We start from the raw sequence: 26,574 nt of genomic DNA on the forward strand, positions 1-26,574 counted from the left end.
ACGGTGATCTTCTGCGACAGGTCGCCCTTCGCCACGGCCGTGGTGACCGAGGCGATGTTGCGCACCTGCGACGTCAGGTTCGACGCCATCGAGTTCACGTTGTCGGTCAGGTCCCGCCACGTACCCGAGACGCCCTTCACCTGGGCCTGACCGCCCAGCTTGCCCTCCGTGCCCACCTCGCGCGCGACGCGCGTGACCTCGTCGGCGAACGACGAGAGCTGGTCCACCATCGTGTTGACGGTGTTCTTCAGCTCCAGGATCTCGCCCTGGGCGTCGACCGTGATCTTCTGCGACAGGTCGCCCTTCGCCACGGCGGTGGAGACCTGGGAGATGTTGCGCACCTGGCTGGTCAGGTTGCCGGCGAGCTGGTTGACGTTCTCGGTGAGGTCGCGCCAGGTGCCGGAGACGCCGCGCACCTGGGCCTGGCCGCCCAGCTTGCCCTCGATGCCCACCTCGCGCGCGACGCGCGTGACCTCGTCGGCGAACGACGACAGCTGGTCCACCATCGTGTTGACGGTGTCCTTCAGCTCCAGGATCTCGCCCTGCGCCGCCACGGTGATCTTCTGCGACAGGTCGCCCCGGGCCACCGCCGTGGAGACCTGGGCGATGTTGCGGACCTGGGCGGTCAGGTTCGACGCCATCGAGTTGACGCTGTCGGTCAGGTCCTTCCACGTGCCGGCCACGTTCGGCACGTCGGCCTGCCCGCCGAGCTTGCCCTCGGTGCCCACCTCGCGGGCCACCCGGGTCACCTGCTCGGCGAAGAGCCGCAGGGTGTCGGTGAGGTAGTTCATCGTGTCGGCCAGCTCGGCGACCTCGCCGCGCGCGCTGACCGTGATCTTCTGCGACAGGTCGCCCTTGGCCACCGCCGTCGCCACCTGGGAGATCGACCGCACCTGGCCGGTCAGGTTCGACGCCATGGTGTTCACCGAGTCGGTGAGGTCCTTCCAGGTGCCGGCTACGCCGCGCACGTCGGCCTGGCCGCCGAGCTTGCCCTCGGTGCCCACCTCACGGGCGACCCGGGTGACCTCGTTCGAGAAGGACGAGAGCTGGTCGACCATCGTGTTGACCGTGCGGCCGATGCGCAGGTACTCACCGCGCAGCGGCCGGCCGTCGATCTCCAGGGCCATGTGCTGGGAGAGGTCGCCGTCGGCGACCGCGACGATGACCCGGGCGATCTCGGTGGTCGGCCGGCCCAGGTCGTCGATCAGCGAGTTGACTGCCCGCTGCCCCTCCGCCCAGGAGCCGTCCAGCCCCTCGTCGTCCAGGCGCTCGGTGAGCCGGCCGTCCCGGCCGACGATCCGGCTGATCCGCCGCAGGTCGAGGTACTGCTGCTCCTGGAGCGACACGACCTCGTTGAAGGCGTCCGCGACCTCACCGGCGCGGCCGGCCCGGCGGGGCAGCCGCACCTTCAGGTCGCCCCCGCGCACCCGCCGCAGCGCCTCGGTCAGCTCGCCGAGGAGCGCCTCGTGGTCGGGCGCGGACTGGTCCACGGTCGCCGACTGTTTCGTGGTCATCATTCCTCGCTCAGCTCGGGGCCACCGGCTCCTGCCGACACCGGCCATGCCCCCATTGTGCCCGTGGCCTCGTCCGCGCCACGTCCACGCGCCCGACCCGCCCCACCCCCACCGCCCCCACCCCCACCGCCCCCCGCCCCGCCGGGCCCCGCCCGAAGGGCCGATCATGCAGTTGTGGGGCCTGACGAACCGGGTCGAACGTCATCGATCGCCCACCACAAGTGCATGATCGACGAGGCGGGAGGCGGGGGCGGGGGGCGCGCGTACGGGGATCGGCTTGGCACCCGCACGGGTGGCGGTGGAGGATACGGGGGTGTCAGCGGAGGCGGGGCCCGCGGCGACCGGGGGCCGAGACGAGCACGTCCGGCGCGTCCGGCTCCCCGCAGACCGGCGTACGCCGGCCGCGGCCCGGGCCCTCGTGCGGTCCGTCCTCACCGAGGCCCACCTGGACCAACTGGCCAACGAGGCCATGCTGCTCACCACCGAACTCTCCACCAACGCGGTGGAGCACGCCCGCACCGAACTGGACGTCGAGGTGGTCGCCGACCCGGTCGGGATCACCGTCACCGTGTCCGATTTCGCCGCCGGCCCGGTGGAGGAGCTGACCGTCGGGGTCCGCAACGACGCCACCGACATCGACGAGGTCTCCGAGCGCGGCCGGGGGCTGCTGCTGGTCGACCACTTCGCCAGCCGCTGGGGCACCACCTACCTGCCCACCGGCAAGGGGGTGTGGTTCCGGCTGGACCTGCCCGGTCCGGCCACGGGCACCCGGCACGCGCGGGTACCCGCCGCGGCGACCGCCGGAGGCGGCGCACCGGCCACCCCGGAGAGCTCCGCGCCGAGCGCCGGGGCCATGAGCGAGCTGATGCAGACCACCCCCGACCCGTACGCCGAGGATCCGCTGCCCGACTTCGCGACCAGCCTGCTCACCCGGGTGGCGGAGATGGTCGGCGCGGCGGGCGGGGTCGTGCGGCTGGACCGGGGGGACGGGCAGGGCACCCAGGTGCTGGCCCGGTACGGCCGCCAGCCCCGGCCCGGCAACGAGCTGCTCCGGGTGGCGCTGGCCGTGCACCGGCCGTACACCGGTGAACTGGTGCTGGACGCGGCACCGTCGGCGTACGCGCGACCGCTGGCCGTGCTGATGGCCGAGCGGCTCTCGCTGCACCTGGAGAACGACCGGCTGCGCCGGGCGGACGTCCGCCGGCAGGCCTGGCTGACCTTCCTCGCCGAGGCTAGCGAGCTGCTCGCGCAGTCGCTGGACGTCGAGTTGACCATGGCGCTCGTCCCCCAGCTCGTGGTGCCCCGGCTCGGGCAGTGGTGCGCGGTCCACACGACCGACGAGTGGGGCCGGCTCCGCCTCGCGGCGGCCAGCCACGCCGACGAGTCGGTGCTGCCCCAGCTGCACCAGGTGCTCGCGGAGACCGGCCCGGACTCGGTCCAGGCCCGGCTGCGCGAGGCGTCCCGCAACGGCACCCAGGTGCCGCTCGGCGCGCCGATGGAGGGCTTCGCCGTCCCGTTGATCGCGCGGGGTCAGCGGCTGGGCACCCTGGCCGTCGGCCGGCACCAGCGACACCGGCACGACCCGGACGAGGTCGCCGTGCTGGAGGACGTCGCCCGGCGGTCGGCGCTGGCGATCGAGAACGCCCGGATCCACGCCGAGCGCCGGCGCGTCGCGCACACCCTCCAGCAGTCGCTGCTGCCGCCGGTGCTGCCCGTGGTCGAGAGCATCGGCTTCGCCGCCGAGTACGTCCCGACCGGCGGCGACGTCGACGTCGGCGGCGACTTCTACGACGTGGTGCCCCTGCCGGACGGGCGCTGGCTGGTGGTGATCGGCGACGTCTCGGGCAAGGGGGTGCAGGCGGCGACGGTCACCGGCCTGGTCCGCGACGTCATCCGGGTGCTGGTGGGCGACGGCAAGCCGCTGCCGGAGGCGCTGGCCCGGGTCAACGAGACGCTGCTCGAGCGGGGCGGCGGGCGCTACTGCACGCTGGCCCTGGCGGCGGTCGGCCCCGGCGACGGCGACCGGCTCGACGTGTCCCTGCACCTCGCCGGCCACGACCGGCCGGTGCTGCTGCCCGCCGGCGGCGGGGCGCGTTTCGTCGGCATCGGCGGCACCGCGCTCGGCCTGCTCGACTCGATCGCCTCCCCGACGGCCGAGGTGCCGCTCGCCCCGGGGGACTCGCTGGTCTTCTACACCGACGGTGTCACCGAGCGGCGGCGCGGCCGGGAGCTGTTCGGCACCGAGCGGCTGCGTGACGCCGCCGCCCCGCTGGCCGGCTACCCGGCCGACGTGATCGCGGCCCGGCTCCGCTCGACGGCGATCGGCTTCTCGGCCGAGGCGCCCCGCGACGACATCGCCATCCTGGTGCTCCGCAACGACGCGACCTGAGCAGCGGTCGCCGGGCCGGCACGGGTCGCGGCACCGTGCGGCGTCGACGGCCCGGCGCGCCGCGATCGGGTCGGACGTTCGCGGCGGCGGGCACCGGGACGGACGGCCGGTCGAGCAGGCGGACCAGCCGACGCCGCCGGAGGAGTTCGCTAGGTTGACCGCATGTCGAGCACCGTCCATGCATCCGCCGAGCGGCCGCCGCTGCTGCGCAGCGTCCTCGCCGCCCAGTCGGCGCTGACTGCCGCCTTCGTCGTCGTCCTCACGCTCTGGTTCGGCCGGATGGCCGCCGCCGGGGTCGGCCCCGAGGAGATGCGCAGCGGGGCGTACGACCCGAAGGACCTGGTGCCGTTCGGCCTGAGCGGAGCGAACCCCCTCACCTGGCTGTACGGCGCGGTGTCGCTGCTCTACCTCGCCGGCCTGGTCGCCGGGCCGCTGCTGGCGGTCCACGGCGTGGTCCTGCTGGCCCGGGACCGGTCGGCCATGTCCCGCCGCACGTGGCGGGTGCTGCTCGCCCTGACCGTCGGCGCGGTGGTCGTGGCCGCGAGCCGTTTCACGCCGGTCGGCGCCGACCTGCACGGATGGTGGTTGGACTGAGCCGCGCGCGACCCCGGCCGCGCCGCCCTCCCGCCCCGCTCGCGCCGGGAGCTGGCCGGAGCGGTCAGAGGCCGCCCGGGAGGCGGCCCGGGGCGAGGCGGCGGTGGGGATCGAGGTGTTCCTTGGCCGCGCGCAGCCGGGCCAGCCCGGCCAGCTCGCCCCACAGGTCGACGGCCCGCCGGACGGCGGCCGGCGCGGAGACCACCACGCACCGGCCCTGCCGGGCGAGGAGCACGCCCCGGACGGCGGCCAGGATCGACGCCACCCGGTCGGGGGACATGGCAGCGGGCAGGGCCGCGTGCACCACGCCGAGGCCGGCGGAGCCGCGCACCGGGACGGGGCCGCCGGCGGCGTCCCGCAGCGCGTAGACGGCGGCGTGCAGGTCGGCGATCGGCACCTCGATGCGCAGCGCCGTGTCGCCCGGGCCGAACGGATAGCGCCGCCACCACTCGGGCGCGGCGTGGCTGGCGCCCGCGCCCGGGCCGAGGAGCGCGACGAGCCGGTCTGCGCGCTCGGCGACATCGGCCGGGCCGCCCTCCAGCAACACCACCAGCCGACCGGCGCCGGCCGGGCCGCCGCCGGCGCGCCCCGCCATGGACGGGTGCGCGGCCATCGCGGCGGCCCGGCTGCCCTGGCGCGGCCGGGGTCCCGCGCCGGCCGGCAGGTCCAGCTCGACCGCCGCCGGGTCGAGGCGCGCGGCGAGCACGGTGCGGACCAGGTCGTGCACCTCCAGCGGGGTCCACACCGGTCGGCTGACCCAGATCCGGCCGGCCGGGACGGCCTGCACCCGCAGGGTCGCGGAGACCAGCACGCCGAGCGCCCCCTGCGAGCCGCAGAGCAGCCGGGCCAGCTCCAGCCCGGCCACGCCGCCCCCGGCGTCGACGAGCTCGCCGTCACCGTCGAGGTAGCGCACCCGGACGAGCTGGTCGCAGGGGCTGCCGTGGCGGTGCCGCAGCGGTCCCGCCTCGCCGGCGGCGAGCACGCCGCCGAGGGTGGCCCCGGGCGAGGGGGCGTCGAGCGCCAGGCGCTGCCCGGTGCGGTCCAGAGTGGCCTGCACCGCGCGCAGCGGGGTGCCCGCCCCGACCTCGGTCGTGGGCGCGCCGACCGGCTCGTGCCCGATCCCGGCGAGCCGGCCGGTGTCGAGCATGATGTCGACCCGGTCGGGGGCGGCACCCCAGTCGATCTTCGTGCCGGCGCCGCGCGGCACCACCGTCAGGTCGTGCCGGGCGGCGAGCCGCAGCACCTCGGCCGCCGCGCGCGTGCCGCCCGGGACGGCCACCCAGCGGGCCGGGCGGCCGGCCACCTCGTCGGCGGGGCCGGCGAAGCGGGCGAACGGCGGGCCGCAGATCTCCGTCAACCGCCGCGTGATGTCGAGGGCTCCGGGCCGGTCGGTGGAACTCGCTGCAGCCGCCATGCCGGCCATCGTACACATGTTCGAAAGATGGGGCGGCGGGTCGCCGACGAGGCCGCGCGGCGGGCGGCGCGCGGCCGGTAACGTGGCGCCGTGACCACCGAGACCCCCGTGCCCACGGCGAAGCGGGTGCCCAGCGAGCGCACCCACCACGGCGACACCGTCGTCGACGAGTACGCCTGGCTCACCGGCAAGGACGACCCGGAGACGATCGCCTACCTGACCGCCGAGAACGCGTACACCGAGGCCCGGACGGCGCACCTCGAAGGGCTGCGCGCCGACCTGTTCGAGGAGATCCGCCGGCGCACCCAGGAGACCGACCTGTCGGTGCCCGGCCGCAAGGGCGGCTACTGGTACTACACCAGGACGGTCGAGGGCCAGCAGTACGGCGTGCAGTGCCGTCGGGCGGTCCGGGACGGCGAGACCGAGCCGCCGGTCAGCGCGGACGGCGCGCCGCTCGACGGCGAGGAGGTGCTGCTCGACGGCAACCTGCTCGCCGAGGGGCACGACTTCTTCGCGCTCGGCGCGTTCGACGTCAGCCCGGACGGGCGGTGGCTGGCCTACTCCACGGACTTCTCCGGCGACGAGCGGTTCACGCTGCGGGTCAAGGACCTCTCCACCGGCGAGCTGCTGCCCGACGAGGTGCCCGACACGTTCTACGGCACCGCCTGGTCCACCGACGCCTCCGTGCTGTTCTACGTGACGGTGGACGAGACGTGGCGCCCCAACCGGGTCTGGCGGCACACCCTGGGCACGGCGTCCACCGAGGACGTGGTGGTCTACCAGGAGGACGACGAGCGGTTCTGGGTCGGCGTGGAGCTGAGCCGCTCGGAGCGGTTCGTCCTCATCGACGTACACAGCAAGATCACCAGCGAGGTGCTGGTGATCCCGGCCGGCAACCCGACCGGCGCGCCGGCCTCCGTGGCGCCCCGGCGGCAGGGCGTCGAATACACCGTCGAGCACCACGGGCACCGCTTCCTGATCCTGCACAACGACGGCGCGGAGGACTTCGCGCTGGCGTACACCTCGGCGGACGCGCCCGGTGACTGGGTGCCGCTCATCGAGCACTCGCCCGGCACCCGGCTGGAGGCGGTCGACGCCTTCGCCGACCACCTGGTCGTCTCGCTGCGCACCAACGGGCTGACCGGGCTGCGGGTGCTGCCCGTCGGCGGCGGCGACGCCTTCGACATCGACTTCCCGGAGCCGCTCTACAGCGTCGGCCTGCACGACAACCCGGAATACCGCACCGGGCAGATCCGGCTCCGCTACGCCTCGCTGGTCACCCCCGACTCGGTCTACGACTATGACCTGGTCACCCGGCAGATGGTGCTGCGCCGGCAGAAGCCGGTGAAGCCCGGGCCGGACGGGCGGGCGTACGACCCGGCCGACTACGAGCAGCACCGCGACTGGGCGCTCGCCGACGACGGGACCCGGGTGCCGGTCTCGCTGGTCTGCCGGGCCGGCACGCCGAAGGACGGCTCCGCCCCCTGCGTGATCTACGGCTACGGCTCGTACGAGGCGAGCATGGACCCGTGGTTCTCCGTCGCCCGGCTCTCCCTGCTGGACCGGGGCGTCATCTTCGCCGTCGCGCACACCCGGGGCGGCGGCGAGCTGGGCCGCAGCTGGTACGACCAGGGCAAGCTGCTGGCCAAGAAGAACACGTTCACCGACTTCGTGGCCTGCGCCCGGCACCTGGTCAAGGCGGGCTGGACGACCAGCGACCGGCTCGTGGCCCGGGGCGCCTCGGCCGGCGGGCTGCTGATGGGGGCGGTCGCCAACATCGCCCCGGACGCGTTCGCCGGGATCGTCGCGCAGGTGCCCTTCGTGGACGCGCTCACCTCGATCCTCGACCCGTCGCTGCCGCTGACCGTCACCGAGTGGGAGGAGTGGGGCAACCCGCTGGCCGACCCGGAGGTCTACGCCTACATGAAGTCCTACACGCCGTACGAGAACGTGCGGGCGGTGGACTATCCGGCGATCCTCGCGGTGACCAGCCTCAACGACACCCGGGTGCTCTACCACGAGCCGGCGAAGTGGATCGCCCGGCTGCGGGCGGTCGCCCCGCAGGGCGACTACCTGCTGAAGACCGAGATGGGCGCCGGCCACGGCGGCCCCAGTGGCCGTTACGACTCCTGGCGCGAGGAGGCGTTCGTCAACGCCTGGATCCTCGACCGCCTCGGCCGCGCCTGAACGGGTCGGGGAGGGCCCGCACCGACGAGGACCCTCCCCGACGCCCGCTCAGCGCAGGACGCCCGCCAGCACCGCCGGGTCGACGTTTCCGCCGGTGACCACGGCGACCGTACGGCCGGGCGGCAGCTCGGCGGCGCGGAACAGCCGGGCGGCCACGGCCACCGCGCCGCTCGGCTCCACCACCAGGCGGGCGTCGGAGACCAGCCGGCCCATCGCGGCGCGGATCTCCTCCTCGGTCACCGTGACGATGCGGTCGAGCCGGGCCCGCAGGTGCGCGAGGGTCAGCTCGGACGGCGGCAGGCGCAGCCCGTCGGCCATCGTCCGGTAGGTGCGCTCCTCGCCCCACGCCACCACCGACCCGGCCGCCAGCGACTCCCGCGCGTCGGCGGCGAGTTCCGGCTCGACGCCGATCACCGTCGCCGCCGGGCGCAGGGCGGTGACCGCGGTCGCGACGCCGGAGGAGAGCCCGCCGCCGCCCACGGGCACCAGCACCACGTCGACGTCGGGCAGGTCCTCGACGATCTCCAGCCCGACCGTGCCCTGTCCGGCGATGACACGCCGGTCGTCGAAGGGCGGCACCAGCAGCACCTCGACGCCCAGCGCCCGGATCCGGTCCACCTTCGCGGCCGGGGCGCCCTCGGGCACCACGATCCGGCACGGCACGCCGGCCGCGCGGGCCGCGTACGCCAGGGCCAGGCCGTGGTTGCCGGAGGAGTGGGTGACCACCCCGCGCGCCCGCTCCTCGGGCGTCAGCCGGGCGACCGCGTGGGTCGCGCCGCGCAGCTTGAACGACCCCACCGGTTGCAGGCTCTCCGGCTTGAGCCACAGCTCCGGGTCCCATCCGGTGCGCAGCAGCGGGGTACGTGACACGATGCCCACGATGTCGGCGGCGGCGTTTCGGACGTCGTCGATCGAGACCAGCTCCATCGGCCCATCCTGCCCGATCGCGCGGCCGATCAGTCGAGGCAGAACTCGTTGCCCTCGGGATCGGCCATCACGATGTGGCCGGCGCCGAGCGGGGGTTCGGGCTCGTGGCGCCGGAGCCGGGTGGCGCCGCGGGACACGAGCCGCTCGGCCTCGGCCTCCAGGGCCGCCATCCGCGCGTCACCCTCCAGCCCGGGGGCGGCCCGCACGTCGAGGTGTACGCGGTTCTTGGCCTGCTTGCCCTCCGGTACCCGTTGGAAGAACAGCCGCGGCCGGGCGCCCTCGGGGTCGACCAACCCCGAGGCGTCGTTGCGGTTCTCGGGCGGCACGCCCATCGCCTCCAGTGCCTGCTCCCACGTCTCGAAGCCGCCGGGCGGGGCCTGCAACTGGTAGCCGAGGACATCGGCCCAGAACGTTGCCAACCCGGCCGGGTCGGCGCAGTCGAAAGTGATCTGGACGTCGCGCGCCATCTCAGCTCGCCTCCTGTCGGGTCTGCCCATGAGTGTGCAGGTGGAGGTCGCGCAGCAGGCACACTTCGGACAGATGGTGGATCATCTCGCGGTTGATGTGCAGCACCAGCTCCGCCAGGGAACGCTCGGCGTACGGGCCCTCGGCCTCCCCGCAGCGCCGGGCGAGGCCGCTCTCGCCGAGGGACTCGACCCCGGTCTGCCACGCGGCGTACTCGGTGTCGAGCTGGTCGAGCGCCTCGGTCGCGGTCGGGGCGTACTCGAACGACTGGTAGTCGGTGGGCGCGCGGCCGAAGTGCGTGGCGTTGCGTACGGCGAGCACGCCGACGATCACGTGCCCGAGTCGCCAGGCGATCGTCGTGAACGGTGCCGGGTCGGGTGTCGGCATCGCGAAGTCGATGGTCATCGCGCCGGCCCCCGCCTGCACCGGCGCGGCGCTGGTGCCGCGCGGGCGCACGTTCCAGCAGCCGTCCACCGGCTCCCAGAAGTACTCGTCGTCGGTGAGTCCGTCGAGGCGGTCGCGCAACTGGTTGGCCCAGTGCCAGGCGAGCTGGTCACGGAGCAGGAGGTTCCAGGTCTGGTCGGTCATGGCCCCAGCCTCCCGTGGATAGCGGACAGGATCGTTCCGTAATCCATGCAACGATGAGCCGGTGACCGTGGAAGCGACGACCGAGCGGGTGCTGCGCCTGCTGGCGCTGTTGCAGCGACGGCCGTCCTGGACCGCCACCGAGCTGGCCGCCGAGCTGGGGGTCACCGACCGCTGCGTACGCCGCGACGTGGAGCGGCTGCGCGCGATCGGCTACCCCGTGCACGCGACGGCGGGCGTCGGCGGCGGCTACCAGCTCGGCGCGGGCACCCGGCTGCCGCCGCTGCTCCTCGACGACGAGGAGGCGATCGCGACGGCGGTCTCCCTGCGGCTGGCCTCGGGAGGCACGGTCACCGGGGCGGGCGAGGCGGCCCTGCGGGCCCTCACGAAGCTCGACCAGGTGATGCCGGCCCGGCTGCGCGCCGAGGTGCGGGCCGTGCACGGCGCCACCGAGACCCTCGTCGGCCCGGCGGTCGAGATCGACGCGGAGCTGCTGGTGACGCTCGCGCGGGCCTGCCGCGACGCCGTGCGGGTCCGGTTCCGGTACGCCGGCCGCGACGGCGGGGAGCACGAGCGCACGGTCGAGCCGGTGCGGATGGTCACGACCGGCCGCCGCTGGTACCTCATGGCCTGGGACGTCGACCGCGCCGACTGGCGCACCTTCCGGCTGGACCGGATGCGCGAGGTGGCGGCGACGACCTGGCGCTTCCACGCGAGGGAGCATCCGGATCCGGTCGCCTACGTGCAGCGGTCCGTGACCGGGGCGCCGTACCGCTATCTCGCCCGGGTGCGGTTGCGCGCCCACCCCGACCAGGTGCGGAAGCTGGTGCCGCCCCAGGTGGGGCGCGTCGAGGACGATCGCGACGGGTGGTGCGTGCTCGCCATCGGCGGGGACGACCTGGACTGGCTGGCCATGCACGCGGCCCGGCTGGGCTTCGAGGCGGAGGTGCTGGAGCCTCCGGAGCTGCGGGAGTCCGTCGTCGTGCTCGCCCGCCGCCTCGCGGCGATGGCCGGCACCGGCTGACCCGCCCGCCGCCGCACGGCGATGGCCAGGACCGCCGGCCCCGCAGCACCTAGACTGCCCGGGTGACCGGGGCCGGCGAGGTGGACGACGACGAGCCGGCCGAGGGCGTACCGGCGTCGGGGTGGCGGGCGGCGGCGCGCGACCGGCGCGTCTGGGCGATCCTCGCGGTGGTCGCGTTCCTGCTGGTGTGCTGCTGTTCCGCCGCCGCCGGGACACTGCTCGCGCTCTCCGCCGGCCTGTTCGCCGCCTGACGCGGCACCGGGGCCGTCCCGCGCCCGGCTCAGGTCACCCGCAGTTCCTCGACGGCCGTGCTCGCGCGCAGGAAGAGCAGGCCGACGCCGACCGTCGCCAGCACCCCCGCCAGGGCGCCGGCCCCGAGCAGGGCCAGCTGTTCCAGCGGTACGTCGGGCGGCACGGTCACGTCCGGCATCGCCACGACCCGGGTGTGGCGCGCCCGGGTGGCGGGGTCGGCGCAGAGCTGCGCGGTGGCGTCGCAGACCTCGTTGTAGTGCTCTGCGGTCGGCGTGCGGAACAGCCCCCGGGCCAGCAGCAGGCCCACGGCCAGCGCGACGGCCACCGCCGGCACGGCGGGGGCCAGCGACTGCCAGGCGATGGACCGGCCGAGCGTGGGCCGGGGCACCCCGGTCGCCACCAGGGCCGCGTACGCGCGCCGCCGGGCGGTGATCCCCTCCACCATCGCGACGACCAGCCCACCGGCGGCGACCAGCATGGCCACCGCCACCGCCAGGTCCACCAGGTCCATGGTCCGCAGGTAGAAGCCGTCGTCGCCGGCCAGTCCGCCACCGGTCCGGCGGCTCAGCTCGCCCGCCGCGACGAAGTACTCCCGCAGCCCGGCCGCGCCCGCGCCGAGGAGCACCGCGGCCAGCAGGGCGGCGAAGGTGCGGCTGCCCGCCCACGGGTCGGCCGTCAACCGGCGGGCGGCGAGCAGCGCGGCCGGCCCTCGGGCGTAGCGGTGCAGCATCCGCCCGACCGTCCAGGAGATCCAGCCGGTGCCGACGACCACCCCGATCATCGCGGCCAGCCCGCCGCTGAGCAGCAGCGCCGGCACCAGCCAGGACGGCGGGTCGGTGTCGCGCCGGTCGTAGAGGCGGGTGACCGGTTCGACGGCGACGAAGGCGGCCAGCCCGGCGCCGATGAGGACGCCCGCCCAGGGTCGGGGGCCGCGTTCCCGGCGGTGCGTACGCAGCACGCCGAACGGGGTCGTGCTCACCCGGCGCAGCATCAGCGCGGTGGCCAGTGCCGCCACGACCGGCAGCCCCGCCAGCACCGCCACCAGCACGCCGGGGGTGGGCAGCACGTCGGTGGGGAGGACGAGCCGGCCCTGGGCGTCGGGCCGGTCGAGCAGCTCCCGGCCGACGAAGTGGACCGACGCGCCGGCCAGCGTGCCGAGCAGGCTCGCCAGGCCGGCCTCCAGCACGGCGATCCGGGTCACCTGGCCGGGGGTGGCGCCGGCCAGCCGGAACGCGGCCAGTCGGCGGTCCCGCGCCGGGGCGCCGAGCCGGGCGCACTGCCCGGCCAACGCCAGCACGGGAATCATGAGCAGCAGCAGGGCGAAGGCCGTGCCGCCGCGCAGCCCCGGCTCGACGAGCAGCTGGTTGGCGTACTGGTGGGACCAACGGCTGCCGTTGCCGTTGCCGTCGGTGGCGGGCGGGGTGGGGATGGCCAGCACGGTGAACGCGGCGAGGGCGACGAGGGTGGCCAGGGCGGCGCTGAGCGCGGTCAGCGCCACCCGGGCGGTGTCGGTGCGGGTGCCGGCCAGGGCGAGGCGTACCAGCGTCGACGGTCTCACCGGCGGCTGCCCGGCAGCGGGGTGTCGAGGCCGAGCCCGGTGTGGTCGACCATGCCGTCGCGGAGGATGACCTCGCGGTCGGCGTACGCGGCGATCTGCGGCTCGTGGGTGACCAGGACGACCGACGTCCGCTGCTCGCGGGCGAGCCGGACCAGTTGGATGAGCACCTGCTCGCCGGTGAGCGTGTCCAGCGCGCCGGTCGGCTCGTCGGCGAAGAGCACCCGGGGCTCGGTGACCAGCGCCCGTGCCATCGCGCAGCGCTGCTGCTGCCCGCCGGACATCTCGCCCGGCCGGACGTCGGCCAGGTCGGCCACGCCGAGCCGGTCCATCCAGGACAGCGCCGCCGTCCGCGCCTCCCGCCGCCGGGTGCCGGCGAGGAGCAGCGGAAGGGCGACGTTCTCGGCGGCGGTCAGTTCGGCGACGAGCTGGCCGAACTGGAAGAGCACCCCGAACTCGGTGCGCCGCAGCCTGGATCGTGCCGCCTCGGACCAGGTGTCGATCCGGTGCCCGTTCCAGCTCACCTCGCCGGCGTCCGGACGCAGGATGCCGGCGAGGCAGTGCAGGAGGGTGGACTTGCCGCAGCCGCTCGGGCCGGTGACGGCGACGATCTCCCCCTCGGCGACGTCGACGGTGACGCCGCGCAGCGCGGGTGTCCGTCCGTAGGCCTTGACCACGCCGCGAGCCTGAAGTTGCGTCACGAGTGCACCTCCCGGTGCCAGTCGGCGACGCGGCCCAGGGTGGTCTGCAACCACCGCAGGTCGGCGTCGAGATGGGCGATGGCGAAGTCGGCCGCGACGATGTCGTCGAGGCTGGCCGAGGGCGCCGTCTTCACCGCGGTCAGCTCGCGCAGCCGCTCGGTGTGGGCCTGCCGCTGGGCGACGAGGTAGGTCCGGGCCCGCTCCGCGTCGGCCACCAGCAGCGCCACGACCACCTTGGCGAAGAGCGTGCTGGTGACGTACGGCATCGGTGGCTCGACCTCGGCGAGCCACCGCTGGAGCGCGGCCCGGCCGTCGGCGGTCAGCGAGTACGCGGTGCGGTCGGGACCGCCTTCGCGTTCCTGCCCGGCGGGTGCCACCAGGCCGTCCCGCTGCAACCGGCCGAGGGTCGAGTAGACCTGCCCGAAGGCCAGCGGCTTGACGCGGGGCAGGCGCTCGTCGTGGGCGCGTTTCAGCTCGTAGCCGTGCCGGTTGCCGGCGGCCAGCAGGCCCAGCAACACGTGCGGTGTGGACACCGCGTCACTATTCACCCGGTGAATAGTGACTGTCAAGGAGGCCCGCGCGGCGGGGGTGCCGCGCGGGCCTGGTGGCGCTTCGAGGTCAGGCGCCCGCCGACCAGCCCGGGTCCCGGCCGGTCAGGGCGAGCAGACGGTCGATCTCCGGGACGTCCGACGACGACGTCCCCACCGGCTCCCCGAAGACGCCCTGCTTCCGGGCCATCGGGCCCATCTGCTCGGTCAGGGCGTACAGCGGGGGCAGCGCCTCCGGCGCGGGGCGGAACGGCTGCCCGGTGGCGACGGCCAGGTCCCAGGCGTGCACCGTCAGGTCGAGCAGCACCATGGTGCCGACCGTCTCCTGCGGCAGCCCCATCCCGGGCGAGACGCCCTCCAGCGCGGCCGGGTCCGACCACGCCTCGACCAGTTTCGCGGTCTCCGCCTCGAACCGGTCCCGCCAGCCCTCGGCCAGGTGGTCGGGCTTCTCCGCCCACTCCGGTTGCCCCCTGCCGGCGAGGGCCTGGAAGTTGACCACCACGTCGTAGAGGTGGTTGAGCAGGTCGCGCACGGCGTAGTCGCTGCACGGGGTCGGCAGGTCCAGTTGGTCGTCCGAGACGCCCCGGACCACCGCGACGGCACGGGGTGCCGCGGCTGCGAGCAGATCACCAGTCTTCGTGGCCATCAGCTCAGGGTACGAGGGTGGCCCCGACGTCGCCGCCCCGCGCGAGGCCGGCTCAGTTGCGGCGGAGGGCCACCACGGCGACGTCGTCGTGGATCTCCGACGGAGCCAGCTCGACCAGGAGCCGTTCGCAGAACCGGTCCAGGTCGTCGTCGACCCGGGTGGCGGCCACGGCCAGGGCGGCCAGCCCGTCGTCGATGGTGTTGTCCCGCCGCTCGATCAGTCCGTCGGTGTAGAACACCAGCGTCGCCCCGGCCGGCAGCACGAACTCCAGGTCGGGCGGCCGGGGGGCGCGGACCCCGAGCAGCGGGGCCGAGTGCTGCACGAACTCCACCTTGCCGTCGAGGCTGAGCGCCGGCGGTAGGTGCCCGGCGCTGGCCAGCCGCACCCGGCCGCTGGGCGGGTGCAGCAGCAGCACGCAGATCGTGGCCAGCTCGTTGGGGAGCAGGGTGCGCATGAGTTCGTTGACCCGGTGCAGGATCTCGCCCGGCTGGTGCCCCTCCACCGCGTACGCCCGCACCGCGTGCCGCAGCTCGGCCATCACCGTCGCGGCGTGCAGCGAGTGCCCGGCCACGTCGCCGATCGCCAGCAGCAGGTGACCGTCGAGCATCACCAGCTCGTAGAAGTCGCCCCCCACCTCGGTCTGCGCGCTCGCCGGCTCGTAGCGCACGGCCAGGTCGAGCCCGTTGACCTGCGGTATCCGGCGGGGCAGCAGGCTGCGCTGGAGGGTGACCGCGATGCGGTGCTCCTCGTCGAAGGAGCGCTGCGCCTCCACGGCCGCCGCCACGGCCTGGGCGAGCTGCCGCAGCACGGGGGTGTGGGCGGTCTGCGTGGCGGTGGGCACGACGACGTAGAGCGGCGCCCGGTCCTCGCGCAGCCGGGTGGCGGCCACCGTGACCGTGTCGTCCGCCGGCCAGTCGACCAGGCCCCAGGCGGCCGGATCGTCCACCCGGACCGTCGTCCCGGTCGGCACCCCGGTGTCGTCGACGACCCACGGGACGATCGTGGCCGTGCCGTCGGGGCCGTCCGCGGTCCCGGCGAGACAGTCGCCGTCGAACGTCTCGGCGATCACGGCGGCCGGGCTCCTGAAGATCTGCGCGGCCCCGGCCGCCGCCGCCTCCAGCAGCCGCGCGAAGTTCGGCGCTGAGTGCACCGCCACGGTGGTGTCGGCCAGCCCGAGCAGCCGTTCGGCGAGCAGCTCCGCGCGCTGCCGGGCCCGGTAGTAGCGCAGCACCGCGTGGGAGGTCGCGACCAGCTCCTCCGGCTCGATCGGCTCGGCCAGGTACGCGTCCGCGCCCCGGGTGAGCCCCTGCGCCCGGTCCACCACGTCCACCGCGTGCGCGGACACGTGGATCACCGGCATCGCCGGGTGCGCCGCCTTGATCCGCTCGCAGACCTCGAAGCCGTTCAGGTCCGGCAGCCGCACGTCGAGCACCACGAGGTCGATCGGGTCCACCCCGACCCGGGCCAGCGCCTCGGCGCCGTTCTCGGCCTCCAGCACCGCGAAGCCCGCCCGGGAGAGCCAGCTCACCAGGAGGTAGCGCTTGGTGGGGCTGTCGTCGACCACCAGGACCGTCGCCGGGCCGCCCTCCACGTCACGCTCCTCCCACGGGCAGGGTGACGGTGAACGTGCTGCCCCGGCCCGGCTCGCTGGACACCACGAGGCTGCCGCCGAGCAGGGTCACCAGCCGTCGGGCGTACGGCAGGCCGAGGCCCGTGCCGCCGACCCGGGTCGCGCCGGGCACCTGGTAGAACTCCTCGAAGATCCGCTCGTGCAGCTCCGGGGGGATGCCCGCGCCGGTGTCGGAGACGATGAGCGACCAGCGCTCGTCCCGCCGCTCCGCCCGCAGCCGGACCTCCCCGCGCTCGGTGAACTTGAGCCCGTTGTGCAGCAGGTTGCGCAGGACCTGGGCGAGCAGCACCTCGTCCGTACGCAGCGTCGCCGGAACGGGCGGCTCCTCCACCACCAGCTCCACGTCGGGCCGGGTGGCCAGGGCCCGTAGCGTGCCGCGCAACTGGCCGAAGACCGGCCGCAGGTCGACCTCGGTCCAGTCGGGCTCGATCCGGCCCGACTCGGCCTTGGCCAGGTCGAGCAGCTCGTTGACGAGCGTGAGGAGGTCGCCAGCCGAGGAACGGATCAGCCCGACCTGGCGGGCCTGCTCGGCCGTGAGCGGGTCGGAGGCGGAGTCACCGAGCAGCCGGCCCAGGCCCATGATCGCGGTGACCGGCGCCCGCAGCTCGTGGCTGACGTTCGCCAGGAAGCGGCTCTTCGACTCGCTGGCCGCGCGCAGCTGGGCGGACTTCTCGTCGAGCTCGGCGTAGAGGGCCACCACGCCGCGGTTGGTCTCCTCCAGCTCCTCGGTGAGCTGGTTGTAGAGCGCCATCACCCCGCGGTTGGTCTCCTCCAGTTCCTCGTTCAGGACGGCCAGCTCGTCGCGCTGGCTGCGTACCTCGTCGAGGGCGGCGATCAGTTGGGCGTTCTGGGCGGTCAGCTCGTCCAGGGCGCTGCCCGGGGCGTTCCGGTCGAGCTCGGAGCGCAGCTCGGCGAGACGCTCGGGGGTCAGCACCTCTGCGGTGACCGGGACACGTCGGGACATCCTCACGACCGTAACCCCCTCCCCGGTCACCACGCCCAACTTGTCCACCAACCGCGCCACCGCGCCGGACTGCGGCTCGTACCGCCCGCCGGGCAGCGGGCGCACCGGGACGAGGTCCACCCGCAGGTGACGCCTGCCGTCGACGGCGTCGTCGACGAGGACGAATGCCACCTCCGCCCCGCCGACCGAGTGCAGCAGGTCCCGGGCGACCTCGCTGAGCGCCGTGGCGATGCGTACCTGGTCCTGGTGCTCCAGGCCCACCACGGCGGCGACCTCACGGCCCCGCTGCCGGACGACGAAGATGTCGTGTTCGACCCGCAGCGCCATCGTCAGCAGCGGCGCCCCGGTGGGTCCGGTCACGACCATGCCCGGACGGCCAGGACGCAGGCGTCGTCGCGGCGCGTGCCGGCGTCACGCAGCACCGTCGCGGCCACCACCAGGGGCGACCGGTCGGCGAGACCGGGATAGTCGGCGAACTGCCAGCGGTCGACCACCCCGTCACTGTGCATGACCAGCAGGGCGTCGGCCTCGAAGGGGTAGTCGTACTGCCGGACCGAGGGGCGCTGGTGCCCGGCGATGCCGGGCAGCGAGACCAGACCCCGCCGCTTGCCGTCGGCGCCGATCACGGCGGCGGAGATGTTGCCCAGCCCCGAGTAGCGCAGCACCCCGGCCGACGGGTCCGGCTCGGCCACGGCCAGCGCCGCGCCCCGGGTGTGCGACATCGAGCGGTGCAGGTGGGCGACGACCGCCGACGGCGCCCCCACCGGCGCCTTGCGGAACGCGTCGAGCGCGGCGTCGGTGGCGGCGGAGGCGAGCGGCCCGTGTCCCAGGCCGTCGCAGACCAGCACCTGGCGCCGGCCCTCGACGATCCGCCACGCGTACCCGTCGCCACTGACCGACTCCCCGGCCAGCGGCCGGCTGAGCGCGCCGACCCAGGGCCGCTCGTGCCCGCCGTCGGGCTTCGGCCAGACCTGTACGGCGAGGACCGTGCCGCGCTCCGGCCGGGAGTAGCCGTCGAACCAGCTGGCCTGTCGGACGATCGCGCCGAGGCCGATGCCGAGGGTCCCGACGGTGGAGTGCCCGTCCTGCGAGGAGGCGGTGAGGTCGGCCATTCCCGGCCCGGTGTCGAGGGCGACCAGCTCCACGCCGGCCTCCCCGTCGCGCCGGACCGGCCGCAGCAGCAGGACACCGTCGTCGGCGTGCTTGACCAGGTTGCTGGTCAGCTCGGCGGCGACGATGGACAGGTCGGCGATCCGGGCGTCGCCCAGGGCGAGCTGGGCGCCGAGCCGCTCGGCGGCCCGACGCGCCGTGCTGGCCGCGCTGCCGTTCTCGACCCGGTACCAGACTCCACGGTCGGGGACCGCGTCGTCGTTCATCGGGACCATTTGGTGACCGTGATCCGGGTTCCCTTACCCGGGGCGGTCTGGATGTCGAACTCGTCGACCAGCCGGCGTGCGCCGCTGAGCCCGAGGCCGAGCCCGCCGCCGGTGGTGTAGCCGTCGGTCAGCGCCAGGTCGAGGTCGGCGATGCCCGGGCCGGAGTCGGCGAAGACGATCCGCACGCCCCGCCGCCGGCCGTTGTCCACCGTGGCCACCTCGACCGAGCCGCCGCCGCCGTACACCAGGGTGTTGCGGGCCAGTTCGCTCGCCGCGGTGACGACCTTGGTCTGGTCGACCAGCGAGAGCTTGACCGCCACCGACACCGTACGCACCAACTGCCGGACGCGTACCACGTCCTCGTCGCTGCGGATCGCCTGCGCCTGCGGCTGGCCCAGGTCGACTCCGGCGGTCATGACAACGCCGTCGTCTCGGCGTCCGGTTCGTCGTCGAACGCGAGCTCGTGCTCGTCGGCGTGGGCCGCCGCGATCAGCTCCATGCCCCGCTCGACGTTGAGCGCCGTCCGGATGCCGTTGAGCGACAGGCCCAGCTCGACCAGGGTGATGGCCACGGCGGGACGCATCCCGACCACGACCGTCTCCGCGTCGAGCACCTTGGAGATCGACGCGATGGTCGACAGCATCCGCCCGACGAAGGAGTCGACGATGTCCAGGGCGGTGATGTCGATGATCACGCCGTGGCAGCCGGTGGCGACGATCCGCTCCGCGAGGTCCTCCTGGAGCTGGACGGCCGTCTGGTCGGACATGTCGACCTGGATGGAGACCAGCAGGATGTCGCCGATCTTGAGGATCGGCACCCGTTCCATCAGGCCTCCCGGCGCTGGCGGCGGCCGGTCTCGACCCCGGTGAGCCGGAGCACGTGCCGCAGCGCGTCGGCGAGGCTGGCCTTGGTGGCGATGTCACCGAACTCGATGCCCAGGGCCACGATGGTCTGCGCGATCTGCGGCCGGATGCCGGAGATGATGCAGTCGGCGCCCATCAGCCGGGCGGCCACCACGGTCTTGAGGATGTGCTGGGCGACCTGGGTGTCCACCGCAGGCACGCCGGTGATGTCGATGATCGCGTAGGGCGAGCCGGTGTCGACCAGGGTCTGGAGCAGCCGCTCCATCACCACCTGGGCCCGGGCCGAGTCGAGGGTGCCGACCAGCGGCACGGCGACCACGCCCTCCCAGAGCTTCACCACCGGGGTGGACAGCTCCAACAGCTGCTCCGCCTGGTCGGCGATGAGGCTCTCGCGGGTGCGCACGAAGCTCTCGAAGGTGAACAGGCCCATCTGGTCGATCAGGCCGGAGAAGGCGACGTAGTCGCGGAGCGTGTCGGCGCCGCCCTCGGCCTCCAGCAGCTCCAGCAGCACCTCCTTGAGCGAGAACACGCTGACCGCGGTCTCGGAGGCGGAGAAGCCCTGCCGGGCGCGTCCCCGGGACAGCTCGGAGAGCACGGCGCGCAGCTCGGTGGCCTGCTCGGAGTCGAGGTCGACAGCCCCCTGCCCACTGGCAGTGATCATGCTGGAGTGCAGCTCCTGCATCTGCCGGCGCAGTTCGCCCTGACTGAGTCGCCCGCGCAGTGACCCGGCGGCGATCTCCGTCCAGCGCTGTATGATCCGCTCGGCGTGACCGGTCAGCAGACCGGCCAGCCGGCCGCTTTCCTCGGCGCTCAACGCCATGGTGGACCCCCTTCGACCTCGACGGCGGACTCTATCACCGGAGGTCGGAGCGCTACTTGTCGCAGGGCAAACGAATGAGGACGGCCACCGGATACCGCCTCCCGTTCTGCGTACCACCCCGATCGTGGGATACCGTTTCCCCGATAACAGGAGGTCTGGCGAATGTCCTTGACGGTGCACACGGAACAGCGCGGCGACGTGGTCGTCGTATCGGTCGCGGGCGAGCTGGACATGGCGACCGCACCGCAGCTTCAGGACCAGATCACCGACCTGCTCGACAAGGGCCGCAGCCGGCTCGTCTTCGACCTGGCGAACGTCTCGTTCTGCGACTCCACGGGGCTGTCGGTGTTCGTCCGGGCCAAGAACAGCTGCGACGAGGCCGGCGGCGTGGTGCGACTGGCCGCCCCGCAGCGCGGCGTGCTCCGCATCCTCGAGGTGAGCGGCCTCGTCGAGGTGCTGCACACCTACCCGACGGTCGACCAGGCCGTGGCCGGCGACCCCACGCCGGCCACCTCCTGACGGCCCCTCCTCACGCCTCGTCCTCGATGTGCCGGGGACGGGCGATCACCATGCCCGCGCCGGTCTGCACGGCGAGTGCCGCCAGCAGGAACCCGAGCGGGACGGTCCAGCCGCCGGTCGTCCCGTAGAGGATGCCCACCAGCAGCGGCCCCAGCGCGGCGATGAGGTAGCCGACGCTCTGGCTGAAGGCAGAGAGCGCCACCGTTCCCTCGGTGGTCCGCGCGCGCAGCCCGATGGTGGCCAGGATCATCGGGAAGGCGCTCTGCCCGATGGCGAGCAGCACCACCCAGAGCAGCGCCCCGTCGTGCGGCGCGACGGCCATCCCGACGTAGGCGAGGGCCATCGCGGCGGAGAGCGTCAGCACCAGCGGGTGCAGGGTGCGCAGCCGCCCGGCCAGGGTCGGCATCAGCAGGGCGATCGGCACGCCCAGCGCCGTCACCCCGGCGAGCAGCAGGCCGGCGTCCTGCGGCCGGTAGCCGGCGTCGCGGAAGAGCTGGGCCAGCCAACCCATGATCGCGTAGGCGCCCAGCGACTGCGTCCCGAAGTAGACCGCCATCGCCCAGCCGAGCCGGGTCCGCCCCGGCCGGATCCGGCGGGGACGGGGCGCCACCGCCGCCGGGGTCGCCGCCCGTCGGGCCGCACGCGCCCGCAGCGCCAGCGGCACCCACGGGAGTACGGCCACCAGGGCCAGCCCGGCCCACACGGCGAGCCCGGCCCGCCAGGTGCCGAAGAGGTGCGCCACCGGCACCGCCGCCGCGGCGGCCACCGTCGCACCCACCGTCAACGTCATCGAGTACGCCCCGGTGACCAGTCCGATGCGGTGCGGGAAGTACTGCTTGACCAGCAGCGGGAGCAGGACGTTCGCCACCGCGATCCCGGCCAGCGCGAGGGCGCTGCCGGCGATGAAGACCAGCGCGGAGTCCGTGCCGACCCGGACGAGCTGCCCAGCGGCGAGGATCAGCATCGCCACCACCAGCACCCGGGCCGGGGAGTTCCGGCGGACCAGCCGGGGGGTGAGTGACCCGAAGACGGCGAAGGCCACCGCGGGCAGGGTGGTCACGACCCCGGCCAGCGCCCCGGACAGGGCCAGGCCGCCGCGTACCTCGTCGAGCAGGGCGCCGAGGCTGGTGATCGCGGCCCGCAGGTTGAGCGCCACGAGCAGCATGCCGACGAGCACGAGCAGCCCACCGGCGACCGGTCCGGCCGGCTTGGGGGTGGCGCCGACGGGACCGGCGGCAGGAGCCGTCGCATCCGCCGGTGCGGGCACGTCGTCCGGCCCGGCGATCGCCTCCCGCACGGAACGCGGTGAGGTTCCGGCGTCGACGGCAGCGGTGGTTGGCGGGGTCATGTGTCCGAACCTACAATCATGGGATGAATTTCAGGCAGGTGTTGTAACCAGTGCCACCGTCGGTTGATTCCGCCGCCGCGCCGCCCAGGGGCCACCGGGTGCGGCAGACCATCGCCCAGCTCAGGGAACGGATCCTCGGCGGCGAGTGGCCGGTCGGCGGGCGGATCCCCACCGAGCCGCAGCTGGTCGCGGCGCTCGGCGTGGGCCGCAACACGGTCCGCGAGGCGGTGCGGGCGCTGGTGCACGCCGGGGTGCTGGAGTGCCGGCAGGGCTCCGGGACGTACGTGGTGTCGACCGACGAGCTGGCCCCGGTGGTGGCCCGCCGGCTCACCGCCGACCGGATGGCCGAGGTGGTCGAGGTGCGCCGCGCCTTCGAGGTGGAGGCCGCCCGGCTCGCCGCGTTGAGGCGTACGGCCGAGGACCTGGCGGTCCTGGACGGCGCGCTCGCCGCCCGCGAGGCGGCCTGGCGCGACGGCCGGTTCGACGAGTTCGTGGCGGCCGACGCGGCGCTGCACACCGCCGTGGTCGCGGCGGCGCACAACGGCATGCTCGCCGAGCTGTACGCCTCGGTCGGGGCCGCGCTGCACAGCACGATCGCCCAGTCGATGGGCGGCGCGCTGGAGCCGGAACGCTACGTCGACCACTCCCGGCTGGTCGAGGCGATCCGGGCCGGCGACCCGGGCCGCGCGGCGATCGAGGCCGGCGCTTTTCTGGAGCCCTCGCCCGGGGCATAGGTTGTGCCGGACGGAAGACCGGACACCTCGGGAGTACGGATGCTCAAGGGCTTCAAAGACTTCATCATGCGCGGCAACGTCGTCGACCTGGCGGTCGGTGTCGTCATCGGCGCCGCGTTCACGGGCGTGGTCACCCAGCTCACCAAGTCGTTCCTGGAACCGCTGATCCGGGTCTTCGTGCTGCTCATCACGGGCAGCGACAAGGGCCTGGCCGGCACTGCCCCGATGTTCCGCGGCATCGCCTTCGACTGGATCGCGTTCGTGAACGCGCTGATCACGTTCCTGCTCACCGCGGGGGCGCTCTACTTCCTGGTCGTCTACCCGATGAACAAGCTGGCCGAGCGGCGCAAGCGGGGCGAGGAGCCGCCGCCGAAGGCGCCGAGCGAGGAGGTCCGGCTGCTCACCGAGATCCGCGACGCCCTGGTCGCCGCCGGCCACACCACCCCCGGGCAGCGGCGCGGCGCGCTCGACGACGTGCTCGGCCGCCGGGAGGAACCGCCCACCGGGCGCTGAACCCGGCGCACGCACATCGGCCCCTGCGGGAATCCCGCAGGGGCCACACATTTTCGTACGCCTGTTCGATAGAGTCCCGCCATGGAGCAGCGGAAGCACTGGTGGAACGGGAAATGGGGCCGGCTGGCCCGGCGCGACGTCTTCCTCCGGGTGGACGCGGACCGGTGGCACGTCGAGCAGCGCGCCGGCGGCTCCGAGGGCGTCTCCCGGTTCTACGAGTACGGCACCGCCGAGGAGGCCGAGGAGACGGTCCGGGCGCTGCTCCAGGGCACCGACACGTGGCGCGAACTCTCCCCCCGCCCTCCAACGTCCTGGTGAGGGACCCCGCCCGAGATCTTGGACGGTTGGCGTTCGGCCCGAGCGACAACTGTCCAAGATCTCGACGATGGTTTAGCCGGAGCGGGGGCCGGGAACCGCCCCGGGATGGAGCAGCAGGGCACCGAGCGGCAGGCGACAGTTTCCCGGGTCACCACGGGCATGCGGGTGATCGACGTCGACGGCACCGAGTTCGGCACCGTCGACCTGGTCCAGCGGGGTGATCCCAACGCGGTGACAGTGCAGGCGCCGACCGCCGACCCGGGCAGCAGCCTGGACGAGCTGATCGAGTCGACGGCCGTCGAGGAGCCGGACGTGCCGGCCGACCTGGCGGCCCGGCTGCTGCACAGCGGCTACCTGAAGGTCTCCACCGACCTGGTCCGCACCGGCGCGGTCTACGTGCTCGCCGAGCAGATCGCCGCCGTCACCGACGACCAGGTACGCCTCGACGTCCCGGCCCGCGACCTGCCGCCCGAGGAGTGAGCGACGCACCGCCGCAGCGTGCCCGCCCGAACGCACTACCGGGGAGCGCCCGTCCAGCGCGGCACAGCGTCAGCACCGGACACATCCGCCGCACGCTGTCGAGCTGATGTCGTAGACGATTCAAACTCCCGCGCTGCCGGCCCGAAGCGGGCTGCCGGACGTGCGGGTGCCGAACGACAGGTTCCGAAACGCCGGATTCCGGTCGCCGAGCCACGTGCCGATCGGCCAGCCAACAGTGGCGAGGCCGTGATGTCGTAAACGACTCAGTTCGACAGCGCGTGGAGGGTCAGGTGCCGCCGGCCTGGCCGCCACTCGGCGACGAGGCGACCGCGACGGAATCCGGTCCTGTCGAAGCCGGCCCAGCCGCACCCGGTTCGGCTGCAGCCAGCCCGCCGGAGCGGTGGCGGAAGAGCAGGAGCATCACCCCGCCCGCGACCAGGCCCCAGAACGCGCCGCCCACGCCGAGCAGGGTCACCCCGGAGGCGGTGACCACGAAGGTGACCACGGCGGCCTCCCGGTCCGCCGGTTCCGCCAGCGCCGAGGTGAGCGCGGTGGCCAGCGCGCCGAGCAGCGCCAGCCCGGCGACCGCCTCGATCAGCACCGGCGGGGCGAGCGCGACCAGCGCGGTGGCCGCACCGGCGCCCAGCCCCAGCAGGGCCAGCCCGGTCCCGGCGGTGACCGAGGCGATCCAGCGGCGCTCCGGGTCGGGGTGGGCGTCCGGGCCGGCGGCCAGGGCGGCGGTGATCGCGGCGAGGTTGACCGCGTGTCCGCCGGCGGGCGCGGCGAGCACGGTGGTCAGTCCCGTGGTGCGCAGCGCGGCGCCGAAGGGCGGCCGGTAGCCGTAGCCGACCAGCACCGCCATCCCCGGTACGTTCTGCGCGGCCATGGTGACCAGGAAGAGCGGCAACGCCAGGCCCACCATCGCGGAGAGGTTCCAGGCCGGGGCGGTCAGCTCGACCGCGGGCAGCAGCCGCGCGCCACCGAGCCCGGAGACCGGAGTGGTCAGCGCGATCGCCGCCACCGCGACGACCAGCGCGCCCGGCACCGCCCACCGGCGGGCGAACCGGTGCAGCAGCAGCCAGGCCAGCACCACGGGGACGGCCAGCCGGGGCACCTCGACCAGCGCGCGGACGGGGGCGGTGCAGAGCGGCAGCAGGACCCCGGCGAGCATCGCGCCCGCGATCGGCCGGGGGATCGCCGCGACGGCCCGCCCGAGGGCGGGGAACAGCCCGGCGGCCACGATCAGCGCGCCCGAGACGAGGAACGCCCCGACGGCGACGGGCCAACCGCCGGGCACCGTGCCGGTGGCGACCAGCAGCGCCGCGCCGGGGGTGGACCACGCGACACTCATCGGGATCCGGTGCCGCAGGCCCAGCCAGACAGCGGAGATCCCGGCGGCCACGCACACCGCCAGCAGCCCGGAGGCGGCCTGTGCGTCCGAGGCGCCGACGGCCCGCAGGCCGGCCAGCACCACCGTGAACGAGCTGGCGAACCCGACCAGCGCGGTCACCACACCCGCCAGCACCGGTTGCGACCGTCCCGCCATCCCCGCCTCCCCCGACCGTTCCGTTTATGGAACAGGAACCTGTAGCACCATAGCGGGGTGCCGCAGACGTCACCAGTCCACCGATCGGCCCCCGATCCGGGCGCCGAGGCCGTCGGGCGCCGGGTACGCGCCCTGCGCGAGGAGCGCGGGATGTCGCTGTCCGCCCTCGCCCGGCTCGCCAGGGTGGGCAAGGCGACCCTCTCCGGCCTGGAGAACGGCACCCGCAACCCGACCCTGGAGACGCTCTACGCGATCACCGCGCAGCTCGGCGTACCGCTGACGGCCGTGCTCTCCGGCCCGGCGGCCGGACCGGTCGTCCGCGGCGCCGCGGTCAGCGCCATCCTGCTGGAGGTCTTCGAGGACAGCGACGCCACCTACGAGCTGTACCGGATGCTGGTCGCGCCCGGTCCGGAGCAGCTCTCCCCCGCCCACCAGAGGGGGGTCACCGAGCACGTCACCGTCTTCTCGGGCGTGCTGCGCGCCGGCCCGGTCGACGCGCCGTTGACCGCCGCCGCCGGCGGGCACCTGCGCTGGACGTCCGACGTGCCGCACGTGTACGCCGCCGTCGGCGACGAGGAGGTCGCCGCCAGCCTCCTGCTGCGCTACCCCCGCCCCTGAGCACCCGCCGGCCGGACCGCGCACGTGGCCCGCACCGGCCCCGT

At 74.4% G+C, this 26,574-nt stretch carries 28 protein-coding genes; 11 read left to right on the top strand and 17 right to left on the bottom strand.

The genetic code is table 11. The annotated features are described in order from the left end of the window. Nucleotides 1-1,517: HAMP domain-containing protein (locus tag ACLQ20_RS17670; RefSeq protein WP_425856608.1), on the bottom strand; the 1,517-nt coding region annotated here is incomplete at its 3' end. Nucleotides 1,518-1,827: 310 nt separating this feature from the next. Here ACLQ20_RS17670 and ACLQ20_RS17675 point away from each other — a divergent pair. Then, the gene (locus ACLQ20_RS17675) at nt 1,828-3,903 is read left to right on the top strand and encodes a SpoIIE family protein phosphatase (RefSeq protein WP_327030234.1); all 2,076 of its coding nucleotides are present in this window, start codon (nt 1,828-1,830) and stop codon (nt 3,901-3,903) included. Between the two features lie 162 nt (nt 3,904-4,065). Continuing rightward, nucleotides 4,066-4,497, top strand: a complete 432-nt coding sequence (locus tag ACLQ20_RS17680; protein ID WP_425856610.1) for a hypothetical protein — start codon at nt 4,066-4,068, stop codon at nt 4,495-4,497. Between the two features lie 64 nt (nt 4,498-4,561). On the opposite strand, the gene ACLQ20_RS17685 is transcribed toward ACLQ20_RS17680, so the two are convergent. Then, complete coding sequence (locus ACLQ20_RS17685) at nt 4,562-5,911, bottom strand: FAD-binding oxidoreductase (RefSeq protein ID WP_151452608.1); 1,350 nt, start codon at nt 5,909-5,911, stop codon at nt 4,562-4,564. Between the two features lie 90 nt (nt 5,912-6,001). Between ACLQ20_RS17685 and ACLQ20_RS17690 the strand changes: the two genes are divergently transcribed. Continuing rightward, complete coding sequence (locus tag ACLQ20_RS17690) at nt 6,002-8,098, top strand: S9 family peptidase (protein WP_425856613.1); 2,097 nt, start codon at nt 6,002-6,004, stop codon at nt 8,096-8,098. Nucleotides 8,099-8,146: 48 nt separating this feature from the next. On the opposite strand, the gene ACLQ20_RS17695 is transcribed toward ACLQ20_RS17690, so the two are convergent. The 3 genes from ACLQ20_RS17695 to ACLQ20_RS17705 are packed head-to-tail and all read right to left on the bottom strand — an operon-like array spanning nt 8,147 to nt 10,078. Then, nucleotides 8,147-9,025, bottom strand: coding sequence for a threonine ammonia-lyase (locus tag ACLQ20_RS17695; protein WP_425856616.1), 879 nt, complete (start codon nt 9,023-9,025; stop codon nt 8,147-8,149). A 29-nt stretch (nt 9,026-9,054) separates the two neighbouring features. Then, nucleotides 9,055-9,492 (bottom strand): VOC family protein, encoded by a 438-nt coding sequence (locus ACLQ20_RS17700; protein WP_151452605.1) that lies wholly within the window; start codon nt 9,490-9,492, stop codon nt 9,055-9,057. Nucleotide 9,493: 1 nt separating this feature from the next. Beyond that, on the bottom strand, nt 9,494-10,078 hold the full coding sequence (locus ACLQ20_RS17705; protein ID WP_425856618.1) for a DinB family protein: 585 nt from the start codon (nt 10,076-10,078) through the stop codon (nt 9,494-9,496). A 61-nt stretch (nt 10,079-10,139) separates the two neighbouring features. Here ACLQ20_RS17705 and ACLQ20_RS17710 point away from each other — a divergent pair, with 61 nt between their 5' ends. After that, nucleotides 10,140-11,099 carry a helix-turn-helix transcriptional regulator gene (locus tag ACLQ20_RS17710; RefSeq protein ID WP_192581233.1) on the top strand — a complete coding sequence of 320 codons (960 nt, stop codon included), beginning with the start codon at nt 10,140-10,142 and terminating at the stop codon, nt 11,097-11,099. Nucleotides 11,100-11,161: 62 nt separating this feature from the next. Further along, nucleotides 11,162-11,350, top strand: a complete 189-nt coding sequence (locus ACLQ20_RS17715) for a hypothetical protein (RefSeq protein ID WP_151452603.1) — start codon at nt 11,162-11,164, stop codon at nt 11,348-11,350. A 29-nt stretch (nt 11,351-11,379) separates the two neighbouring features. On the opposite strand, the gene ACLQ20_RS17720 is transcribed toward ACLQ20_RS17715, so the two are convergent. From ACLQ20_RS17720 to ACLQ20_RS17765, 10 genes are all read right to left on the bottom strand, one after another. Then, entirely contained in the window at nt 11,380-12,909 is a 1,530-nt protein-coding gene (locus tag ACLQ20_RS17720; protein WP_425856621.1) for an FtsX-like permease family protein, read from the bottom strand. Further along, nucleotides 12,906-13,607 (bottom strand): ABC transporter ATP-binding protein, encoded by a 702-nt coding sequence (locus ACLQ20_RS17725; RefSeq protein ID WP_151452601.1) that lies wholly within the window; start codon nt 13,605-13,607, stop codon nt 12,906-12,908. The genes ACLQ20_RS17720 and ACLQ20_RS17725 overlap by 4 nt, the downstream gene beginning before the upstream one ends. Next, nucleotides 13,604-14,140: a PadR family transcriptional regulator gene (locus ACLQ20_RS17730; RefSeq protein ID WP_358114412.1), complete on the bottom strand. Its 537-nt coding sequence runs from the start codon at nt 14,138-14,140 to the stop codon at nt 13,604-13,606. The genes ACLQ20_RS17725 and ACLQ20_RS17730 overlap by 4 nt, the downstream gene beginning before the upstream one ends. A gap of 85 nt (nt 14,141-14,225) precedes the next feature. Then, entirely contained in the window at nt 14,226-14,801 is a 576-nt protein-coding gene (locus ACLQ20_RS17735; protein ID WP_425856625.1) for a TIGR03086 family metal-binding protein, read from the bottom strand. A gap of 52 nt (nt 14,802-14,853) precedes the next feature. Continuing rightward, the gene (locus ACLQ20_RS17740) at nt 14,854-16,392 is read right to left on the bottom strand and encodes a SpoIIE family protein phosphatase (protein ID WP_151452598.1); all 1,539 of its coding nucleotides are present in this window, start codon (nt 16,390-16,392) and stop codon (nt 14,854-14,856) included. A 1-nt stretch (nt 16,393) separates the two neighbouring features. Further along, on the bottom strand, nt 16,394-17,722 hold the full coding sequence (locus ACLQ20_RS17745; protein WP_192581234.1) for a sensor histidine kinase: 1,329 nt from the start codon (nt 17,720-17,722) through the stop codon (nt 16,394-16,396). Between the two features lie 29 nt (nt 17,723-17,751). Then, nucleotides 17,752-18,780: a SpoIIE family protein phosphatase gene (locus tag ACLQ20_RS17750; RefSeq protein WP_225851913.1), complete on the bottom strand. Its 1,029-nt coding sequence runs from the start codon at nt 18,778-18,780 to the stop codon at nt 17,752-17,754. Further along, nucleotides 18,768-19,187, bottom strand: coding sequence for an ATP-binding protein (locus tag ACLQ20_RS17755; protein WP_425856629.1), 420 nt, complete (start codon nt 19,185-19,187; stop codon nt 18,768-18,770). The genes ACLQ20_RS17750 and ACLQ20_RS17755 overlap by 13 nt, the downstream gene beginning before the upstream one ends. Next, nucleotides 19,184-19,597: an STAS domain-containing protein gene (locus tag ACLQ20_RS17760; protein WP_101413704.1), complete on the bottom strand. Its 414-nt coding sequence runs from the start codon at nt 19,595-19,597 to the stop codon at nt 19,184-19,186. The genes ACLQ20_RS17755 and ACLQ20_RS17760 overlap by 4 nt, the downstream gene beginning before the upstream one ends. Continuing rightward, complete coding sequence (locus ACLQ20_RS17765) at nt 19,597-20,454, bottom strand: STAS domain-containing protein (RefSeq protein WP_327030225.1); 858 nt, start codon at nt 20,452-20,454, stop codon at nt 19,597-19,599. The genes ACLQ20_RS17760 and ACLQ20_RS17765 overlap by 1 nt, the downstream gene beginning before the upstream one ends. Nucleotides 20,455-20,616: 162 nt before the next feature. On the opposite strand from ACLQ20_RS17765, the gene ACLQ20_RS17770 reads away from it, so the two are divergent. Further along, nucleotides 20,617-20,973: an STAS domain-containing protein gene (locus ACLQ20_RS17770; protein WP_091624489.1), complete on the top strand. Its 357-nt coding sequence runs from the start codon at nt 20,617-20,619 to the stop codon at nt 20,971-20,973. 10 nt (nt 20,974-20,983) lie between these two features. On the opposite strand, the gene ACLQ20_RS17775 is transcribed toward ACLQ20_RS17770, so the two are convergent. Then, a complete protein-coding gene (locus tag ACLQ20_RS17775) occupies nt 20,984-22,321 on the bottom strand; it encodes an MFS transporter (protein WP_425856631.1) in 1,338 nt (445 codons plus the stop codon). A 50-nt stretch (nt 22,322-22,371) separates the two neighbouring features. On the opposite strand from ACLQ20_RS17775, the gene ACLQ20_RS17780 reads away from it, so the two are divergent. From ACLQ20_RS17780 to ACLQ20_RS17795, 4 genes are all read left to right on the top strand, one after another. Further along, nucleotides 22,372-23,055 carry a FadR/GntR family transcriptional regulator gene (locus ACLQ20_RS17780; RefSeq protein ID WP_151452593.1) on the top strand — a complete coding sequence of 228 codons (684 nt, stop codon included), beginning with the start codon at nt 22,372-22,374 and terminating at the stop codon, nt 23,053-23,055. A 39-nt stretch (nt 23,056-23,094) separates the two neighbouring features. Then, entirely contained in the window at nt 23,095-23,568 is a 474-nt protein-coding gene (gene mscL, locus ACLQ20_RS17785) for a large conductance mechanosensitive channel protein MscL (protein WP_151452592.1), read from the top strand. 81 nt (nt 23,569-23,649) lie between these two features. Further along, a complete protein-coding gene (locus tag ACLQ20_RS17790) occupies nt 23,650-23,886 on the top strand; it encodes a hypothetical protein (RefSeq protein WP_151452591.1) in 237 nt (78 codons plus the stop codon). A gap of 105 nt (nt 23,887-23,991) precedes the next feature. Then, nucleotides 23,992-24,366 (top strand): hypothetical protein, encoded by a 375-nt coding sequence (locus ACLQ20_RS17795; RefSeq protein ID WP_132232266.1) that lies wholly within the window; start codon nt 23,992-23,994, stop codon nt 24,364-24,366. 286 nt (nt 24,367-24,652) lie between these two features. Here the strand turns inward: ACLQ20_RS17795 and ACLQ20_RS17800 are convergent, their stop codons facing one another. Beyond that, nucleotides 24,653-25,912, bottom strand: a complete 1,260-nt coding sequence (locus tag ACLQ20_RS17800; protein ID WP_425856636.1) for a benzoate/H(+) symporter BenE family transporter — start codon at nt 25,910-25,912, stop codon at nt 24,653-24,655. A gap of 150 nt (nt 25,913-26,062) precedes the next feature. Here ACLQ20_RS17800 and ACLQ20_RS17805 point away from each other — a divergent pair, with 150 nt between their 5' ends. Then, complete coding sequence (locus ACLQ20_RS17805) at nt 26,063-26,530, top strand: helix-turn-helix domain-containing protein (RefSeq protein ID WP_425856638.1); 468 nt, start codon at nt 26,063-26,065, stop codon at nt 26,528-26,530. Nucleotides 26,531-26,574 lie beyond the last annotated feature (44 nt).

This window comes from Micromonospora sp. DT46 (genome assembly GCF_049841735.1).
GTDB lineage: Bacteria > Actinomycetota > Actinomycetes > Mycobacteriales > Micromonosporaceae > Micromonospora > Micromonospora reichwaldensis.

Coding starts and splice junctions, on each gene's coding strand:
- ACLQ20_RS17680 (WP_425856610.1), top strand. CDS start 4,066: ATGTCGAGCACCGTCCATGCATCCGCCGAGCGGCCGCCGCTGCTGCGC.
- ACLQ20_RS17685 (WP_151452608.1), bottom strand. CDS start 5,911: ATGGCGGCTGCAGCGAGTTCCACCGACCGGCCCGGAGCCCTCGACATC.
- ACLQ20_RS17695 (WP_425856616.1), bottom strand. CDS start 9,025: ATGGAGCTGGTCTCGATCGACGACGTCCGAAACGCCGCCGCCGACATC.
- ACLQ20_RS17700 (WP_151452605.1), bottom strand. CDS start 9,492: ATGGCGCGCGACGTCCAGATCACTTTCGACTGCGCCGACCCGGCCGGG.
- ACLQ20_RS17705 (WP_425856618.1), bottom strand. CDS start 10,078: ATGACCGACCAGACCTGGAACCTCCTGCTCCGTGACCAGCTCGCCTGG.
- ACLQ20_RS17735 (WP_425856625.1), bottom strand. CDS start 14,801: ATGGCCACGAAGACTGGTGATCTGCTCGCAGCCGCGGCACCCCGTGCC.
- ACLQ20_RS17745 (WP_192581234.1), bottom strand. CDS start 17,722: ATGGCGCTGCGGGTCGAACACGACATCTTCGTCGTCCGGCAGCGGGGC.
- ACLQ20_RS17750 (WP_225851913.1), bottom strand. CDS start 18,780: ATGGTCCCGATGAACGACGACGCGGTCCCCGACCGTGGAGTCTGGTAC.
- ACLQ20_RS17755 (WP_425856629.1), bottom strand. CDS start 19,187: ATGACCGCCGGAGTCGACCTGGGCCAGCCGCAGGCGCAGGCGATCCGC.
- ACLQ20_RS17760 (WP_101413704.1), bottom strand. CDS start 19,597: ATGGAACGGGTGCCGATCCTCAAGATCGGCGACATCCTGCTGGTCTCC.
- ACLQ20_RS17765 (WP_327030225.1), bottom strand. CDS start 20,454: ATGGCGTTGAGCGCCGAGGAAAGCGGCCGGCTGGCCGGTCTGCTGACC.
- ACLQ20_RS17770 (WP_091624489.1), top strand. CDS start 20,617: ATGTCCTTGACGGTGCACACGGAACAGCGCGGCGACGTGGTCGTCGTA.
- ACLQ20_RS17775 (WP_425856631.1), bottom strand. CDS start 22,321: ATGACCCCGCCAACCACCGCTGCCGTCGACGCCGGAACCTCACCGCGT.
- mscL (WP_151452592.1), top strand. CDS start 23,095: ATGCTCAAGGGCTTCAAAGACTTCATCATGCGCGGCAACGTCGTCGAC.
- ACLQ20_RS17790 (WP_151452591.1), top strand. CDS start 23,650: ATGGAGCAGCGGAAGCACTGGTGGAACGGGAAATGGGGCCGGCTGGCC.
- ACLQ20_RS17795 (WP_132232266.1), top strand. CDS start 23,992: ATGGAGCAGCAGGGCACCGAGCGGCAGGCGACAGTTTCCCGGGTCACC.
- ACLQ20_RS17800 (WP_425856636.1), bottom strand. CDS start 25,912: ATGGCGGGACGGTCGCAACCGGTGCTGGCGGGTGTGGTGACCGCGCTG.
- ACLQ20_RS17805 (WP_425856638.1), top strand. CDS start 26,063: ATGTCGCTGTCCGCCCTCGCCCGGCTCGCCAGGGTGGGCAAGGCGACC.